At 68.4% G+C, this 16,066-nt stretch carries 17 protein-coding genes; 2 read left to right on the plus strand and 15 right to left on the minus strand.

Annotated elements, in window-relative coordinates:
* Positions 1–44 precede the first annotated feature (44 nt).
* From ACFY12_RS16970 to ACFY12_RS17035, 14 genes are all read right to left on the minus strand, one after another.
* Positions 45–1,199 (minus strand): acyl-CoA dehydrogenase family protein, encoded by a 1,155-nt coding sequence (locus tag ACFY12_RS16970; protein ID WP_390716553.1) that lies wholly within the window; start codon positions 1,197–1,199, stop codon positions 45–47.
* Positions 1,196–1,669 (minus strand): YbaK/EbsC family protein, encoded by a 474-nt coding sequence (locus ACFY12_RS16975; protein ID WP_390716554.1) that lies wholly within the window; start codon positions 1,667–1,669, stop codon positions 1,196–1,198. The genes ACFY12_RS16970 and ACFY12_RS16975 overlap by 4 nt, the downstream gene beginning before the upstream one ends.
* 33 nt (positions 1,670–1,702) lie before the next feature.
* A complete protein-coding gene (locus ACFY12_RS16980; RefSeq protein ID WP_390716555.1) occupies positions 1,703–3,256 on the minus strand; it encodes an amino acid adenylation domain-containing protein in 1,554 nt (517 codons plus the stop codon).
* Positions 3,250–4,014: a thioesterase II family protein gene (locus ACFY12_RS16985; RefSeq protein WP_390716556.1), complete on the minus strand. Its 765-nt coding sequence runs from the start codon at positions 4,012–4,014 to the stop codon at positions 3,250–3,252. Before ACFY12_RS16985 ends, ACFY12_RS16980 begins: the two co-directional genes overlap by 7 nt.
* A gap of 9 nt (positions 4,015–4,023) precedes the next feature.
* Positions 4,024–4,284, minus strand: coding sequence for an acyl carrier protein (locus ACFY12_RS16990; protein WP_390716557.1), 261 nt, complete (start codon positions 4,282–4,284; stop codon positions 4,024–4,026).
* Positions 4,285–4,298: 14 nt separating this feature from the next.
* Positions 4,299–5,252, minus strand: coding sequence for a chlorinating enzyme (locus ACFY12_RS16995; protein ID WP_390716558.1), 954 nt, complete (start codon positions 5,250–5,252; stop codon positions 4,299–4,301).
* A 227-nt stretch (positions 5,253–5,479) separates the two neighbouring features.
* The gene (locus ACFY12_RS17000) at positions 5,480–6,562 is read right to left on the minus strand and encodes a pyridoxal phosphate-dependent aminotransferase (RefSeq protein WP_390716559.1); all 1,083 of its coding nucleotides are present in this window, start codon (positions 6,560–6,562) and stop codon (positions 5,480–5,482) included.
* A 113-nt stretch (positions 6,563–6,675) separates the two neighbouring features.
* Positions 6,676–8,250, minus strand: a complete 1,575-nt coding sequence (locus tag ACFY12_RS17005; RefSeq protein ID WP_390716560.1) for an amino acid permease — start codon at positions 8,248–8,250, stop codon at positions 6,676–6,678.
* 34 nt (positions 8,251–8,284) lie between these two features.
* On the minus strand, positions 8,285–8,611 hold the full coding sequence (locus tag ACFY12_RS17010; RefSeq protein WP_390716561.1) for a branched-chain amino acid transporter permease: 327 nt from the start codon (positions 8,609–8,611) through the stop codon (positions 8,285–8,287).
* Positions 8,608–9,387 (minus strand): AzlC family ABC transporter permease, encoded by a 780-nt coding sequence (locus ACFY12_RS17015; protein WP_390716562.1) that lies wholly within the window; start codon positions 9,385–9,387, stop codon positions 8,608–8,610. Before ACFY12_RS17015 ends, ACFY12_RS17010 begins: the two co-directional genes overlap by 4 nt.
* Positions 9,380–10,009, minus strand: coding sequence for a 2OG-Fe dioxygenase family protein (locus ACFY12_RS17020; protein WP_390716563.1), 630 nt, complete (start codon positions 10,007–10,009; stop codon positions 9,380–9,382). Before ACFY12_RS17020 ends, ACFY12_RS17015 begins: the two co-directional genes overlap by 8 nt.
* Positions 10,010–11,033: 1,024 nt before the next feature.
* The gene (locus ACFY12_RS17025; protein WP_390716564.1) at positions 11,034–12,236 is read right to left on the minus strand and encodes a PLP-dependent aminotransferase family protein; all 1,203 of its coding nucleotides are present in this window, start codon (positions 12,234–12,236) and stop codon (positions 11,034–11,036) included.
* A 66-nt stretch (positions 12,237–12,302) separates the two neighbouring features.
* Positions 12,303–12,614, minus strand: coding sequence for a hypothetical protein (locus ACFY12_RS17030; protein WP_390716565.1), 312 nt, complete (start codon positions 12,612–12,614; stop codon positions 12,303–12,305).
* Positions 12,611–12,784, minus strand: coding sequence for a hypothetical protein (locus ACFY12_RS17035; RefSeq protein WP_390716566.1), 174 nt, complete (start codon positions 12,782–12,784; stop codon positions 12,611–12,613). The genes ACFY12_RS17030 and ACFY12_RS17035 overlap by 4 nt, the downstream gene beginning before the upstream one ends.
* Positions 12,785–12,998: 214 nt before the next feature.
* On the opposite strand from ACFY12_RS17035, the gene ACFY12_RS17040 reads away from it, so the two are divergent.
* Complete coding sequence (locus ACFY12_RS17040) at positions 12,999–13,640, plus strand: TetR family transcriptional regulator (RefSeq protein ID WP_390716567.1); 642 nt, start codon at positions 12,999–13,001, stop codon at positions 13,638–13,640.
* A 39-nt stretch (positions 13,641–13,679) separates the two neighbouring features.
* Here the strand turns inward: ACFY12_RS17040 and ACFY12_RS17045 are convergent, their stop codons facing one another.
* Positions 13,680–14,924: a M6 family metalloprotease domain-containing protein gene (locus ACFY12_RS17045; RefSeq protein WP_390716568.1), complete on the minus strand. Its 1,245-nt coding sequence runs from the start codon at positions 14,922–14,924 to the stop codon at positions 13,680–13,682.
* A 235-nt stretch (positions 14,925–15,159) separates the two neighbouring features.
* Here ACFY12_RS17045 and ACFY12_RS17050 point away from each other — a divergent pair, with 235 nt between their 5' ends.
* Positions 15,160–15,882, plus strand: a complete 723-nt coding sequence (locus tag ACFY12_RS17050) for a TetR/AcrR family transcriptional regulator (RefSeq protein WP_390716569.1) — start codon at positions 15,160–15,162, stop codon at positions 15,880–15,882.
* Positions 15,883–16,066 lie beyond the last annotated feature (184 nt).

Raw genomic sequence — 16,066 nt, forward strand, 5'->3', positions numbered from 1 at the left:
GTCCGCCCCCGGTCAGTTTCTGTGCCATATCAGTGGGTTTTGCATCAGTGGGCTTCGAAGATCATGTCGCGCAGCAGCTCACTCGCGCCCGCGGCGATGGTGCCCGCCATCGCGTCGCGGTAGAGGCGTGCGGCGGCCGCGTCGTCCAGGTACCCCCTGGCGCCGTGGTACTGGACGCAGGCCTGGGCCGCCGTCACGGCGAGCTCCGTCGCCCTGAGCTTCAGCACCGAGGCGGTACGCGTGTCGAGCCGGCCGCGGCTGTGGAGCCAGGCGGCGTGGTAGGCGTAGGTCCGCAGCAGTTCGAAGTCGCTGTTCAGCTCGGCGACCCTGTGCCGGACCGCCTGGTGGGCGGCGAGCGGTACGTCCTTGATCTGGTGCTCGCGCACGAAGCGGTTCAGCAGGTCCAGGCAGTATCCGACGCCGCCGACGGCGAGCAGGCCGGCGACCAGCCGCTCGAAGTCCAGGCCCTTCATCAGGTGCATCAGGGCGAAGTCGCGGCGGCCGACGAGCCGGTCGGCCGGCACCAGGACGCCGTCGAAGTCGACGCGGCAGACATCGGCGCTGCGCCAGCCCGTCATCGGCTGCGGGGTGTGCGTGACCCCCGGTGCGTCGGCGTCGATGGCCAGCAGGCTGACCCCGCTCAGACCGCGGTCGCCCGTGGTCTCGCGGGTCTTGACCAGGGTGATGTAGAAGCCGGCCCGGGAGCCGTTGGCCACGTAGCACTTCTGGCCGCTGACGCGGTAGCCGTCCTCGCCGAGCACCTCGGCCCGGGTGCTCAGGTGCCGCAGGTCGGTGCCGGCGCCGTCCTCGCTGATGGCGAGCGCGGCGATCCGGTCGCCCTGGGCGACCGCCGGCAGCAGCGTGGTCCGCTGCTGCTCGGTGCCGAACATCCGCAGGTAGGACGTGGCCATATAGGCGTGGACGCCGACGGCGGCCCGCACGCCCGCGTACCCGGTGCGCCCCAGCTCCTCCAGGAGGATCGCGCTGTCCAGGAAGCCGGGCCCGTCGTGGGCGAGCCCGAGCAGTCCGTGCGCACCGAGGGCGCGCCAGCCGTCGTCGCCGATGTGTCCCTGCCGCTCCCAGGAGTCGGCGTGCGGACGTACCGCTTCGGCCAGCTGCTCCTGCACCCGGGTCCGGAAGTCGTCGTGTTCACCGGTGAGATGGGGCAGGGGCGTGCGGCCCCCCGTCGTCGTGCTCATTTGACGGCTACCACCTGGTGCTCGGGGAGAATCGCGGTGATCTTGCCGGGGATCTTGAAGACCGCGTGCGGGGTGCCGGCCGCCGCCCAGGTCTCGTCGAAGTCCAGCAGGTCCTGGTCGACGAGGAGGGTCAGCTCCTCCTTGTGCCCCAGGGGCGGGACACCGCCGATGGAGTACCCCGTGACCCGCTTGACGAAGTCGGCGTCGGCCTTGCCGACCGTGCTGCCGAGCTGCTGGGCGACGGCCTTCTCGTCCACGCGGTTGGTGCCGCTGGCGAGGACCATCACCGGGGCGCCGGTCGCGGTGTCCCGGAAGACCAGCGACTTGACGATCTGCCCCTTCTCGCAGCCCAGCGCACGCGCCGCGTCGTCGGCGGTGCGGGTGGAGTCCGGCAGTTCGACGACGGTCAGGTCGAGGCCGCGTTCCCGCAGCGTCTCCTGGAACTGCCGGGCACGCTTGCTGATGGTCATGGCGTGGTTCCTTCCGTTTCCGTGTGCGCGGTGTCAGAGGGTGGCGAGCAGGGCCTGGCGGTTCACCTTGCCGGTGCCCGAGAGCGGAAGGCTCTCGCGCAGGTGGATGCCGGAAGGGACCATGTAGGCGGGAAGGCTGCGGCTCAGGTGCTGCCGGACCGATTCCGGTGTGCAGTGCTCGGTGGCGGGCACCACGAAGGCCAGCAGCTCCTTGCCGCCGGCCGGATGCGGGGCGACGGTGACATGGCTCTGCTTGACGTCCGGGTGGAGGCCGATGTGGTAGGCGACCTCGCCCAGTTCGATGCGGAAACCGTTGATCTTGACCTGGTCGTCCAGCCGGCCCTGGAAGACGAGGTTCCCGTCCGCCGAGAGATAGGCGCGGTCGCCGGTCCGGTAGAGCCGCTCCTGGACACCGTCGATCTCGTGCTCGACGAACTGGGCCGCCGTGACCTCCGGCATCCCCAGGTAACCCGGGGAGAGTCCGGGGCCGGCCAGCAGGACCTCCCCGGTCTCGCCGGGGCCGCAGAGCCGGCCGTCGTGCACGACGTAGGCGCGGGTGTTCTGGATCGGCCGTCCGATGGGCAGGCTCGACTCCTCCGGCCCGAGGGCGCGCACCGGGTAGTAGGTGGCGAACGTGGTGCACTCGGTCGGCCCGTAGACGCTCACCAGCCGGTCCGGGCCGTACGCGGCGAGGGCCTTGCCGATGTGCGAGAGCGAGTGCGCCTCGCCGCCGGTGAGGATGGTCCGTACGTTCTCCAGCATCTCCGGAGCCTCGTCCACGATCGTGTTGAACAGCGCCGTGGTCAGGAAGACGGTGCTGACCCCATGGGTGTCCACCACGCGCTTGAACTCCGAGAAGCGCACGAACGCGGAGGGGTACAGCACACATGTGCCGCCGGTCAGCAGCGCGCCCCAGATCTCGAAGGTCGCCGCGTCGAAGGAGACCGGCGCGAGCTGGAGGAGCGTCGTGTCCTCGCCCAGCCGTGCGTAACGGGCCCCGAACACCAGGCGGGCGATACCGCGGTGGTGGATCGGCACGCCCTTGGGGCGGCCCGTGGAGCCCGAGGTGAAGTTGATGTACGCGAGGTCGTCGGGCGAGGGGCGGACATCGGGGTCGCCGGGGTCGCCGGTCAGTGCCTCCGTCTCCACCGCCGTCACCCGGCAGTGGGGGAGGCGCTCGGCGAGAGCGCCGCCCGGCCCGGTCAGCACCCGCGCGCACCCGGCGCTCTCCAGCAGGCCGAGCACCCGCTCATCGGGCCAGGACGCGTCGAACGGCAGGTACGCGGCACCGCACTTGACCACCGCGAGCAGGGCGACGACCAGCTCCACCGACCGGCCCAGGCAGACCCCGACCGTCTCTCCCGGGCGCAGGCCGTCCTGGCGCAGCCGGTCGGCGAGGCAGTTCGCCAGGCGGTTCAGCTCGGCGTAACTGACCTGCGTGTCACGGTGGATGAGCGCGGTGGCCTGGGCGCGCCGGGCGGCGCAGCTCTCGAAGAGCTCCTTGACGCTCTGGTCGTCCGGGAACGGCGCCGTGGTGCCGTTGAGTTCCCGGTGCGCTGCGAGCGCCGCTTCGTCGTACGTCAGCATGGTCGGGCGGCCCCCTGCAAGCGTGCGTTGATGATGTCCAGCACCTGCGGGCGGTGCGTCTCCAGGAAGAAATGTCCGCCGGGAATTTCCAGCAGTTCGCCTTCCTGCCGGGTGAACTGCTTCCAGCCGATCATGCTGGCGTAATCGTCGATCGGATCGGTACGCCCGTACATGGCGGTGACGGGGATATCCAGAGGGTTCTCGTGGCGGTCGTGCCAGAGCTCCGCGAGCCGGATCTCGGCGTGGATGCTCGGCAGGAAGAACCGCATCATGACCTTGTTGTCCAGGATTTCCGCGGGAGTTCCGCCCATCTCGCGCAGGGCTTCGACGAATCCGCTCTCGGACATCTCATGCATATAGGGCCGGCGTTGCGGGTGATCCGGGCTCCGGGAACTGGAGAGGAAGAGCCGGCGGGTCATACCGGGGAATTTCTCGGCGGTCAGCTTGGCCAGTTCATACGATAGGCGCGCTCCGAAGCTGTGGCCGAAGAAGGCGTGGGGACCGGCGAGGTGGTCCGCCAGTGCGTCCAGAGTGTCCTGGCACAGGACGTCCCAGTCCTGGTACGGGGTTTCCTTGATGCGGTTTCCCCGGCCGGGCAGCCTGACGGCGAGAAGCTGTACATCGTCACTTAAGCCATCCGACCACGCCCTGAAGAGATCGGGGCTGCCTCCAGCGTAGGGAAAACAGATCAGACTGATACTCGGCCGCTTGACGGCCTGCTTGATGGTGATGACCCACTTGTCGTCGTCAGGCTGCATCGCGTGGACCTAGCCCTGGGCCGGGGTGCCGGCCGAACCCACGTTGGTGAGAATCGACTTCGCGATGTCGCTGATGCGGCTCCGGGCGAACAGGTCGTCCGGCGGGAGCGCGTCCTCGCCGTACTTCTCCTCGGCCTGGGAGATGATCCGCATCGCGGACAGGGAGTTGCCGCCGGCCTCGAAGAAGTCCGCGTCCGTGTTCTCGGCGCGCAGACCGATCTCCTGGCACACGGCGAGCACCCAGCGCTCGACGTCTTCCTGCGTCTCCATCGTGCTCACTGAATTCAGCCCTTCTGGCGGACCGGGAAACGGAACCCGTTCACGGTGCTGTCGACGAAACGGTTGTGGCTGTACGCGTTCTTGCCGGAGGTCAGCACGTTGCCGAACTTGTCCAGGCTGGCCTTGCCGCCGAACTCCTCGAGACCCTCGGAGTACGGGTAGACCTGGACCTGGGTGGGCAGGTAGCGGCCGGCGAAGCCGAGGCGCATCTGGTCGGTGAGGCCGCTGTGCGGGTGCGAGGCGTGCATCAGCGTCGACCAGAAGATGATGAACTGGCCCTGCCGCATGACCTGCGAGACCGCCTTGGACTCGTCGGGCGACCAGTTGGGGTCCTTCTGCAGCTGGCGGTAGTCGTAACCGAAGAAACCGCGCTTGACGCCGTCCTTCTCCACGCTGTTGATGGCGCCCTCGTTGTACTCCATGACCTTCGACTCGTCGTAGTTCATGGAGGTGTGGGTGCCGGGGATGAACTGCAGGCAGCCGTTCTCGATGCTCGCCTCGGTGAACGCGGTCCACACGGTGATGGTGCCGCCGAACTCCGCGTCCTCGGGCCACAGGATCTGCGGGTACTTCGAGCCGGCGACATTGGAGAAGTTGTCGGCCTGGTGCCAGTCGGTGCCCTCGTCGCCCGGGTACTTCGGGAAGAACTCGGAACGCCAGCACATGGTGTCCGGGCCCAGGATGCTGGAAACCCGGTCCACGATCTCCGGGCGGGTGATGTGCTCCGCCAGGAAGTCGACGTCCAGATGCCGGTCGTAGTTGGCCAGGTTGGTGTTGCCGGACACCGCCTTGTCCTGGCTGTAGATGGCCTTCTTGGTGTTCAGCAGCTTGGGACGGAGAGCCTGGAGGTTGGCCTCCATCTCGTCCTTCTCGTACAGATCGAACGGGCCGATGAAGCCGTCCTGGTGGAACTGCTTGAGCTCTACTTCACTGAGGGAGAAATCGGTACGCTGTGTCATTGCTCATCTCTCATAATCTGCGGCCGCCGACGGGCTGCAGGGCATTCATTGATGGCGGTAACTGCGGTACTGCGACTGGCGGCGAGAAGTGCATTTCCCGTTTCCGCGGCTTCAGTTCACCAGGCGAAGATGATCTCCGTCAATAGCCTTGGCGACCGAATGGCAAATTCGTGGCGCGGAGTTGGCGTGTGCCGGGTTGCGCGTAAAAGCCCCGCAAATGAGCGGTGTCAGTGTGCGGTCGGCAGGCCGGTGAGCAGCCTGCCCAGGCGGTTGAGTCCCTCATCGAGAACCTCGGCCGGACGGGCGTAACTGATCCTCAGACCCGCCTCGGAGCCGAAGACCTCGGCGGGCATGACCAGGACGCGCTCCTCGTCCAGCAGCCGCTCCGCGATCTCCTGAGAGGCGGCCGCCGTACGGAGGTTGAACCAGGCGAAGGGCGTGCCGGCCGGGTGCACGAGGCGCACCTGCGCGGCGTGCTCGTCCGCGAACCGGGTCAGCCGGCCGATGCCGCCGTCGACGAACTCGCGGTACCGCCGCACATGCCGGTCACGGTCGTTGAGTACGTCCGCCGCGACGCGTTCCCAGACCCAGGAGTTCGAGACGGTGGTGTACCGCTTGTAGTTGACCATCGCCGCGATGATGTCCGGCGTGCCGATGGCCCATCCGATACGCAGCGCCGGCAGCCCGTACACCTTGGAAAGCCCCGAAACGGACAGTGCCTTGGGGTAGCGGTGGACGATGGACTCGGCGAAGTCCAGCAGGTACTCCTCGTCGTTGACCACGGTCAGGTCGTGCGCGCGGGCGACATCGAGGAGGACCTTCCAGTCCTGTTCGGTGAAGCGGTAACCGGAAGGGTTACCCGGGCTGTTCAGCACCAGCAGCTTCGTCCGCGGAGTGATCAGCCGCGCCAGGGCCTCGGCGTCGAAGGGCTCGCCCGGCGTCAGCGGGAGGACGGACACCTCGCACCCGATGTGCGCGGGCACCTCCCACGACTGCTGCCACCCCGGGCTGGTGGTCACCACATGGTCACCGGCGGACAGCAGGCTGCGGTAGAGCAGGTAGAGGGCTTCCTGCGCGCCATGGGTGATCACCATGCCGTCCTCATCGGACCCGGGCCGCTGGTACAGACGGGCCACGGCCTCCCGGAGCTCCGGCTGACCCTGGTCGATGCTGTAGTCCAGCTCCCATTCGGGGTCGAGCGTGAGGTCGCCCAGGCGCTGGAACTGCACACCGCTCTCGGCGAGGTCGATGTCGTAGCGGCCGCGCGCTTCGGCGAAGAGCCACTGCTGGATGGTGTACGTGGCGATCAAGTCAGTACTCCTGTCAGGAAGTTGAAGGGGGAAGGCGGCAGGGCGGGGAGCGCCGCCGGGGGAGATCCGTCTCCGTGGTGACGTGACCGGACCTCCCGCCGGCGTGTCCGGGGTCAGCCGCGCACCGGCGCGTCCGGGGACGGCGTGTCCGTCGCCTCCGCCGGGGCCTCGGCGCCATCGGCGCCCCCGGCCCCCTCGGCCGCACGCTGCCGTTTGCCGAGGACGGAGTGGCGGATGCCGTAGGCGAAATAGATCACCACGCCGATGACCATCCAGACCAGGAAGCGCAGCCAGGTCAGCACGCTCAGGTTGAACATCAGCCACAGGCAGGCCAGCGAGGCGAGGACGGGGATCAGCGGCACCAGCGGGGTGCGGAAGCCGCGGGGCAGGTTCGGCCGGGTTCTGCGCAGCACGATGACCCCGATGGACACCAGGACGAACGCCGACAGGGTGCCGATGTTCACCATCTCCTCCAGCTTGTCGGCGGGGGAGAGGCCGGCGACCGCGGCCACCACGACGCCCACCAGGACGGTGGCCCGGACGGGCGTGCCCCTGGAGCTGGTCACCGCGAGCTGCCGCGGGATGAGCCCGTCGCGGGACATCGCGAAGAGCACCCGGGTCTGGCCCATCAGCGTCACGATGCTGACGGTCGTCAGGCCGACGAGCGCGCCGATCGAGATGACCGTGGCCGCCCAGTCGACGCCGAGGTCGGCGAACGCGGTGGCCATGGTGGCCTTGGTGCCGTCGGGCTTGGACTTCAGCGCCGTGTACGGACGCATACCCGTGACCACGAGGGAGACCGCGATGTAGAGCACGGTGACGATCGCGAGCGCACCCAGGATCCCCCGGGGCATGTCCCGCTTGGGGTTGCGGGTCTCCTCGGCGGCGGTGGCGACCATGTCGAAGCCGATGAACGCGAAGCACAGCAGGGAACCGGCAGCCAGCACGCCGAAGACTCCGTAGGTGCTGGTCTGGCCGCCGAACACCAGGGAGAAGAGCGACTGGTTGTGTCCGCTGTTCCCGGCGTCGGGGGCGGCGGACGGCGGAATGAAGGGGGAGTAGTTGGCCGGGTCGATATAGGAGATGCCGACCACGATGACCAGCAGCACCACCGCGATCTTGATGGCGGTGATGACCTGGTTGACCCGGGAGGAGAGCTTCGTGCCGAGCGCCAGCATGGTGGTCAGTACGGCGACGAGCAGGACCGCCGGCCAGTCGACCGCCACGCCGCCGATGCTGACGGTCGTGGGCAGGTGGGAGCCGGTGACGAGTTCGACGGACTGCGCGAGATACGTCGACCAGCCCTTGGAGACCACCGCGGCCGCCAGCGCGAACTCCAGGATGAGGTCCCAGCCCAGGATCCACGCGATGGATTCCCCGAAGGCGACATAGGAGAACGTGTAGGCGCTGCCCGCGACCGGAACGGTCGAAGCGAACTCCGCGTAGCACAGGGCGGCCAGCCCGCAGGCCGCGGCGGCGAGCAGATAGGACACCGACACCGCGGGGCCGGCCATGTTGCCGGCGGTACTGGCGGCGAGCGTGAACACGCCGGTCCCGATGACGACCGCGACCCCGAAGACCGTCAGGTCCCAGGCCGTGAGGACTTTGCGTAGCTTGGTCCGCGGTTCGTCAGTATCGGCGATCGACTGCTCGACTGACTTGGTGCGGAAGATGTTGTTGCGCGCCATTGAATTCCATCGGGTGTGGGAGGACTTGCGGAGTTCAGCCGAGAGTCCGGTTGAGGACGAGGAAGATGCCGGTGCCGACGACGATGGCCAGCAGGGGATTCCTCCGCCAGTGGTAGACCGCCGAGGTCGCGGCGATACCCGCGAGAGTCGGCAGCCCGTAAGGGGAGTGGGAGAAGTCCGTGGAGCTTACGGTGTAGAAGACGAGGATGAGCATGACGCCGCCGGGCATGGCCACACCGAAGTAGCGCATGATGTCGGAGTCGGCGACCCGCCGCAGAGCAACGAACAGCAGGCCGCGCAGCGCGAACGTCACACCCGTGATCACCAGAATGGCGCTCAGAATGTAGAGGCCGCCCGTCATGTGCTCAACTCCTCGGGAGCCCTCTTCCGTTGGAGGAGGTACCAGCCGAGCAGCATCGCGACATAGACGGTGAGTGCGACCGCCAGGAAGCTCTTCTCGCCGACGGTGAGCGCGACGAACCCCGCCGCCAGCCCCATCATGGTGGGAGCGGAATCCTTGCGCTTGTAGAAGCAGTCCTGCGCCAGCACCACGAACAGCGCCGTCAGTACGAACGACAGCCCGTCGATGGACGCCGGCAGCCCGAAGGACAGCAGCGCGCCGATGAGACTGCCACCCACCCAGTAGAGATGGCTGAGGAGCTGGATGAACGTCAGGCGGTTCGCGGTCATCTCCTCCCGGGGAATCGTGGCCAGGAGCGAATAGGTCTCGTCGGTCAGGGCGAAGGCGCCGTAGACCCGGCGCCGCCACCCCTTCAGCAGCTGCATGGGAAAGGACAGGGCGTAGAAGACGTGCCGGAAGTTCACCGCCAGCGTCATCACCGCGACCTGGAGCAGCGGAGTTCCCGCCGTAATCATTCCTACGGCGAGGAACTCCATCGACCCGGCGAAGATGAGCGCCGCCGACAAGGGCGCCCAATACCAGTCGAGCCCGCTGTTGACGAGGAGAATTCCGAACGCGGCGCCGAGCGGGGTGTACCCCATCGCCACGGGGACGGTGTCACGCAGTGCCTGCCGGAAGTCGTCGCGCGGTGCCGTCTCGCTCCCTGCCGGGTGGCTCCCGTCCGGTTCGCCCCCGTCCGGCTCGGCTGCGGCGGCCCGGGCGGCGACCTCAGTCATCGACCTTGACGGTTACCACGATCACATCGCGACGCGCCTGGCCCGGGAGCTTCGGGGTGAACGGCGAGACGTAGTGTTTCACCGCCTTGTCGTCCAGGATCAGGGTCTCGCCGGCGTTCATGGCACGGTCGAAAACGATGATCTCCTCACTCGTGGCATCAGCGATCATGGACGTACCGCCATTGACGTTGTCCTGCGCGATCGCGGTGACCGCCACATAGTCGAAACCGTCGTGGTGGAAACCCTCGGGCGCCGGATATCCGGTGTGCGCGTCATCGGCGATGACCCGCATCTGGTGGACACCGATGGTCAGTTCCTCACCGCTGAACATCGTGCGCGTGGCCGGGTCCGCCATCAGCTGTGCGACGAACTCCCGGGCCTCATGCCCCAGCGGCGCGAACCTGCGCTGCATACCACCGGCGTAGTTGTTGATGTCCGAGCTCTGGAAGAAGTCGCCTTCCTCGATCCATAGGATCTCTTCACCCTTGACGCGTCCTTCACCGAAGGACCGGTAGCGGAATACGAAGTCGCCCTTGAGATACGGGTCCGCGCTCAGTCGCTCAAAGCTGTCCAGCAGCGGCTTGGAGATCTTGTCGATGCTGTTGGTGACCGTGTAATACATCAGGTTCCTCCGTGCGCCATCTTGCGTGACAAGGACGGCGGTTGAAGATGAAATCGAAAAGTTGATGCGGAAGAGGTGCGGAGAGGATTGCCCGGTGGAGCGCCGACATCGCCGATCCGTCCAGGAGAGCCCTCACGAGCCAGGGGAGCCCCACACGAGGAAGACGACGCGACCGCGGGTGAGGGGGCGGATTACCGCAACAGGCGATATCGCCCCCAAATGGCGAGCCGAGCCGGCCCTTGGTGGGGGTGTGAAGACCACTGCCGGCTCCGCTGGGAGCCGATGCACGTAAACCACGACACCGTTGTTCGTGAGGTTTACGACGGCCTGCCGATGTCAGGCGAACAGTCGCCCGGGCCGTGCCCCTCGGCCCTCGCGGCAACTGGGAGCTGACACTAACCCCTGAGGGCAAGATCGACAAGTGCCCGTCACGCAGAGTGCGAGGTCAAAGGCGGGTGGCAGGTGGACATCGGGGGTTCTTGCCGCATCGAGACACGGATCACATGAGGAGACTCTTGATCTTGACTTTTCCATTCCGTTTGACTTCCGGGCGGTGGACCCGACTGGCCGGGCGTGTGCCCCGGCGGTCAGCGCATCGTTCATTTGGGGGAACATGATGAGCAGCAACGCAGGCTTATCCAGCGTCCGTTATCCGATCAGGTCTCCGATCAGACATGAATTCCCGTGCGTCGGCGCGGACCCTCCGTGAGGTACACCGACCGCGGCCGCATGCCCCTCAAGCGCCGCATCTGTGCCTGTCGAGGACCGGCCGATGGACTCGGCAACGCGCTCCGCGCGCCACGGAAGTTCCCTCAACACCCTCGCAGCTCCTGCAAGTTCCCGTCTTCCTGGACGTATTGCCCTCACGTCCAGCCCCCGTTCTCTTGACACCCAACTCCGCTTTCCTGACGTACAACTCCGTGTTTTTGACGGAGATTTCATCTGCCCGTAACGCGTAACGCGTAACGCCCTGTCATGCGTAACGCCCCGTAACGCGTAGCGCGCCGTCACACATGACGAGGTGTCACGCTCCGGCGGATGCCGCGGCACAGGCTCTCGCGAGCCTGCGCAGTCCTTCGCCGATCTCCTCCGGCGCGTGCGTGATGAACGACAGCCTGAGCGTGCTCGGGTCCGGCGCCCCCGCGTAGAAGGGCGTGCCCGGGACGTAGGCGACGTCGTGCTCGACCACGGTCTTGAGCAGCTCGGTGGCATCCTGCCCTTCCGGCAGCCGGGCCCAGACGAACATCCCGCCATCCGGGCGGTTCCAGCTGCTGCCCGCCGGTAAGGCGTCCGGCAGGCCGTTCAGCAGAGTGTCCCGGCGCTCCCGGTAGGCGGCCCGCAGGCGCGCCAGATGGGCGTCGAGGTCCGCGTCACGGAAGTAACGGGCCGCGGCGGCCTGGTCGATGGTGGAGGTGTGCAGATCGGCCGATTGCTTGGCGATCACGCAGGCGCGCAGCAGCTCGGCGGGCGCCCGGAGGAATCCGAGGCGCAGACCAGGGGCCATGATCTTGGAGAAGGAGCCGAGCAGGAGGGTGCGGTCGGCCGCGGCCGGCAGCGAGGAGATCCACGGTTCGTGCGCGCCTTCGTAGCGCAGATCGCCGTACGGGTCGTCCTCGGCGATCCAGAAGCCGTGCCGTTCGGCGATCTCCGCCACGGCCCGGCGGCGCTCGGTCGACAGGGTCCGGCCGGTCGGGTTCTGGAACGTCGGTACGAGGTAGAGCAGCTTGGGGCGTTCCCGTACCACGATCTCTTCGAGGGCGGCGGGGGACAGTCCGCCGTCATCGGTCGGCACGGGTACCACGCGGGCGCCCGCGAAGGCGAAGCACTGGAGAGCGGCCAAGTAGCCGGGGTCCTCGACCAGTACGGTGTCGCCGGGGTCCAGCAGCGTCGAGACGACGAGGGTGAGCGCCTGCTGGGAACCCGTGGTCACGAGCAGGCCGTCGGGGCCGGTCGGCAGACCGCGCGCGCTGAGCCGGGCCGCCACCGCCTCCCGTAACTCGGGGTCTCCCTCGGTGGTCGAGTACTGGAGTGCGCGCCCGTGCGCTTCGGCTAACACGCGCTCGTACGCGGCCGTTATCCCGGGCACGTCGAAGAGCTCGGGAGCGGGCAGTCCGCCGGCGAACGAGACAACCTCGGGACGTGCGGTAAGTGCCAGGATCTCGCGCATGGCTGACGGCTCGACAGCTCTGGTACGGGCCGCGGTCGGAGGGAGCGCTGCACGGGTCATGATCGAAAGATTAGAGGGATTCGAATCGTTGTCCAGAGGGTGATCACTATGTGAACACCCCTGGAATCAGCCGGGGATGTGCCAGCTGACGGTGCCGTCCGTGGTGACCAGGAAGGCGAGCAGGAGCAGGTCGGCGACGCCCAGGGCGAGGCCCAGGAGGGCGCGGCCGCGGCGGGTGGTGCCCCGGGCCAGGGCCAGGCCGCCGAGGGCCAGGGCGCAGGGCCCGAGGACGAGGTTGAGGACCAGGGTGCCGACCAGGCCGAGGACGAAGGAGGCCACGGCCATACCGTCGGCGTGGGCGCGGGCGGATGTGGCGGACTCGGCGGATTCGGCCGGTTCGGCCGCGGCGGTCGGTCGGGCTTCGCTGAGCGCGGTCATCGGGAGGTCACCTCGGCCCGGTGGTGGCGTGCGCGGAGTTCGCGGAGGGAGAAGACGAGCAGCCAGCCGGAGATGGCGGCCGCCGCGACGAGGGTGGCGGAGAGGGGGAGGTGTGCCGCGGCGCCCAGCACGATCCCCAGGAGGACGAGGGCTGCGACGAGGAACAGCATGATCTGCCTTTCCCGTTCGGAAGGAGTCTCGCGAAGTTGAGAGGCGAGAGGCGAGAGGCGCTGTGCAGGGATTCGGGGATGCGGAGAATCGAGGATGCAGGGATTCGAGGATGCAGGGATTCGGAGTTTCGGAGGACAGTTGTTCACTCAGTGATGCCAGCATACGGCGTGCCGCGGCTGGAGGTATTCGGAGAACAGTTGTTTACTGGATGATATGAGTCACACCGTTGGGGTCCGGCAGGCCCAGAAGCAGAAGACCCGCCAGGCGCTGCTCGACGCGGCACTCGGCCTGCTGGCGGATCAGAGCCTGAGCAGCCTGGGACTGCGGGAGGTGACGCGGGTGGTGGGTATCGCCCCGACCGCGTTCTACCGGCACTTCCGGGACATGGGCGAGCTGGGCGTCGCGCTCGTCGAGGAGGCGCTGGGCAGCCTGCACGCGATGGTGCGGGCGATCCTCGCCGAGCAGGAGCTGGCCGAGGAGCGGATCGACCGTACGGTCGCGGTCGTGGAGCGGCATGTCCGGCAACACCCCCTGCACATCCGGTTCATGGCCCGCGAGCGGCACGGCGGCGTACGGGCCGTACGGCAGGCCATCGCCGGGGAACTGGACCGGTTCGCGGAGGAGGTGGCGGAGGCCCTCACGTCCCAGCCGGAGTCGGAGGGCTGGCGCGCCGACGAGGTGCAGATGCTGGCGGAGCTGTATGTGGACCGGCTGGTGACCACGGCGGCGGCACTGCTGGACGCCGAGGAGGACGGGGAGCGGGGCGCGGCCCGTCAGGTGGTGCGGACGGCGCGCCGGCAGCTGCGGCTGATCACCATCGGGCAACGGCACTGGCTGGCGGAGGGGCGGGGGTGACCGGCCCCACCCCTTTCAGGGGTGCCAGGTTCAGGCGCATCAGGTGCGGGCCGGGGTCACCCGTATCCGGTAGGTGCCGTCCTGGTTCTCGGTGAGGACCGTGACCGCTGCGCCGCTGGGGTCGGTGTAGGTCTGGCCCGGGCGGAACGTGGCGTCGGTCAGTTCCGAGTGGACGTACTCGTCGCCCGGGTAGCAGCCGCCGCTGTGCGGGGCGGCGTCCACGATGCGGAGCGGGCCGTGGCCGGACCGGACATCGGCGGCGACGCGATAGAGCAGGATGCCGGGTCGGCAGACGGCGGGATCGAGCAGGCCGCGGGTGCGGGCCTCGGCCACCAGGGCGGTGTGCGGTGAGGCCGGAATGACGACGATCTTGGTGCCGCCGGGGCTGGAGACCGGGGTGAGCGTGTGTTCGCCGGGTGTCCCGTGGCGCGGGGCGCAGTGCACCTGGTCGGCGGAGAGCCAGCCGAGCTTCCACTTGTGCCAGCCGAGGAAATCGTTACTGGGACCCCAGTCCTCGTCCATCGGGTCCCAGTGGCCGACGAGGGGCGGGGTGCGGCGGGCGTCGGTGTAGTAGAGGTCGGGCAGGCCGAAACTGTGCGCGTTCTCGTGGTTGAGGACGCGGAAGGCGCTGAGCCCCGCTTGCCGGCTCCATATGAACGACGCATTCCGGAACGGCACCCCGTCGGCGGTCCACAGCCCCATGTCGCCCCCGCTGAAGGTGACCGAGAGGACCGTACTCGTGGCGGGCGGGCCCGCGTTCGGCGTGGCGATGATGTTGATGACGTCGTAGTCGCGGAAGTCGACGATCGGGTCGACGGTGCGGACGACGTCCCGGGACAGCGCGGGGTAGCCGCTCTCCGAGGCCGGGTCGAAGTCGGCGCCGCGCGTGATGCCGTACGCCGCGAGCGGCTGCGGCATGCGGATCCACCGGAACAGCGGTATCGGCCGGTAGCTCAGCCTGCCGTACGAGCTGGTGCGGAAGAAGTCCGTGACGGCCGGGAAGAACTCGGCGAAGCGGGCGCTGGGCGGCATGGTGGCGCGGGCGTCCGGGAAGTCGACGAAGAGCGTCAGCGCCCGTACGAGGCCGGAGGAGCGGGCGAAGCCGTCCGGGGTCCCGGCGGATTCGCCGACGTCATCGGCGACCCCGCGCAGGGCGCAGGGGCCGCTGGGACGGACGCCGGGCGCCGTGGGTATGGCCACGGCGCTGGGGGGTGAGCCCAGGGCTATCGCCGCGGTCGCGGTGGCCGCGGCTGCGGCCAGCACGGCGGAAACCTTGTGCTTCATACCGCTCACCTTGGGGCGCCGGATGGCCGCTCGCGCGCGGGGTTGCATCCACTGGAGTCATGGGGCCACCTGGGACTCGCCTTCTCGGGGGTGTGGCGCAGGTCACGGGCAGTGCGGGAAATAACCGGGGAGGTGTTCCCCGTTTCACCACACGTCCGGCGGAAACGGGGAGCATCTCCCCGGATCACCGATCACTCCGGACTCGTGTATCCACTGACGGCAGGAGGGGAGGGCTATGACCACCGTCGCCGCCTGCGCGCAGGTCGGTAAGGCCGATGACGGGGGCAGGCCGCCCCGCCTGAGGGCCGACGCCCTGCGCAACCGGGAGCGGATCATCGCGGCCGCCCGGGAGACGATGGTCGAGTCCGGCGCCGACGTCCCGCTCGATGAAATCGCTCGACGCGCAGGGGTCGGCAATGCGACGCTTTATCGTCACTTCGCGGATCGCCTGGAGCTGATCCACCACGTCACGCTCTCCGTCATGTCCCGTACCGCAGACCGCGCGGAGCGCGCCCTTGCCGAGGAGTCCGATGCCTTCCAAGCGCTGAGGCGCTTCGCCCACGACGCGGTGGCGGAGCGGATCGGGGCGCTGTGCCCCCTGCTCTCCGACGGCGTCGACCGCGACCACCCGGATCTGGTCGCGGCACGTGAGCGCCTGGAGGGGGCCGTGGAGGCCCTCATGGGCGCCGCGCGCGACAGCGGCCGGCTGCGTACCGACATCGACGTCGGAGACCTGATGGTCGCGATCACCCAGCTCACCCGGCCGCTCCCCGGCTGGGGGGCCGCCCAGGCCGAGCCCGGGGGCGCGTGTCCGGGGTTCGACATGTTCGTGCACCGGCATCTGCAACTGTTCCTGGACGGTCTGCAGACGCCCGCCCGTTCCGAACTGCCCGGTTCCGCCGCGACCTTGGCGGACCTGAGGCGCCGCGCGCGACCGGCGGCCCGTACCCGTCACTGATCCGCACCGTCACTGATCCGCACCCGTCACTGATCCGTACCCGTCACCGAGCGCGGCGCCGCTCCCGCACCTGCTCGTCCGTCCTGATCAGCGCATCCGTCCATCCGCCCATCCGCCCATCCGTCCAGCTGTCCCGAACCACTCGTCCCGTTCTTCGCTCACTTCGCACCACTAGGTGGATCCC

The sequence above is a fragment of the Streptomyces sp. NPDC001339 genome, from assembly GCF_042895955.1.
Lineage (GTDB): Bacteria > Actinomycetota > Actinomycetes > Streptomycetales > Streptomycetaceae > Streptomyces.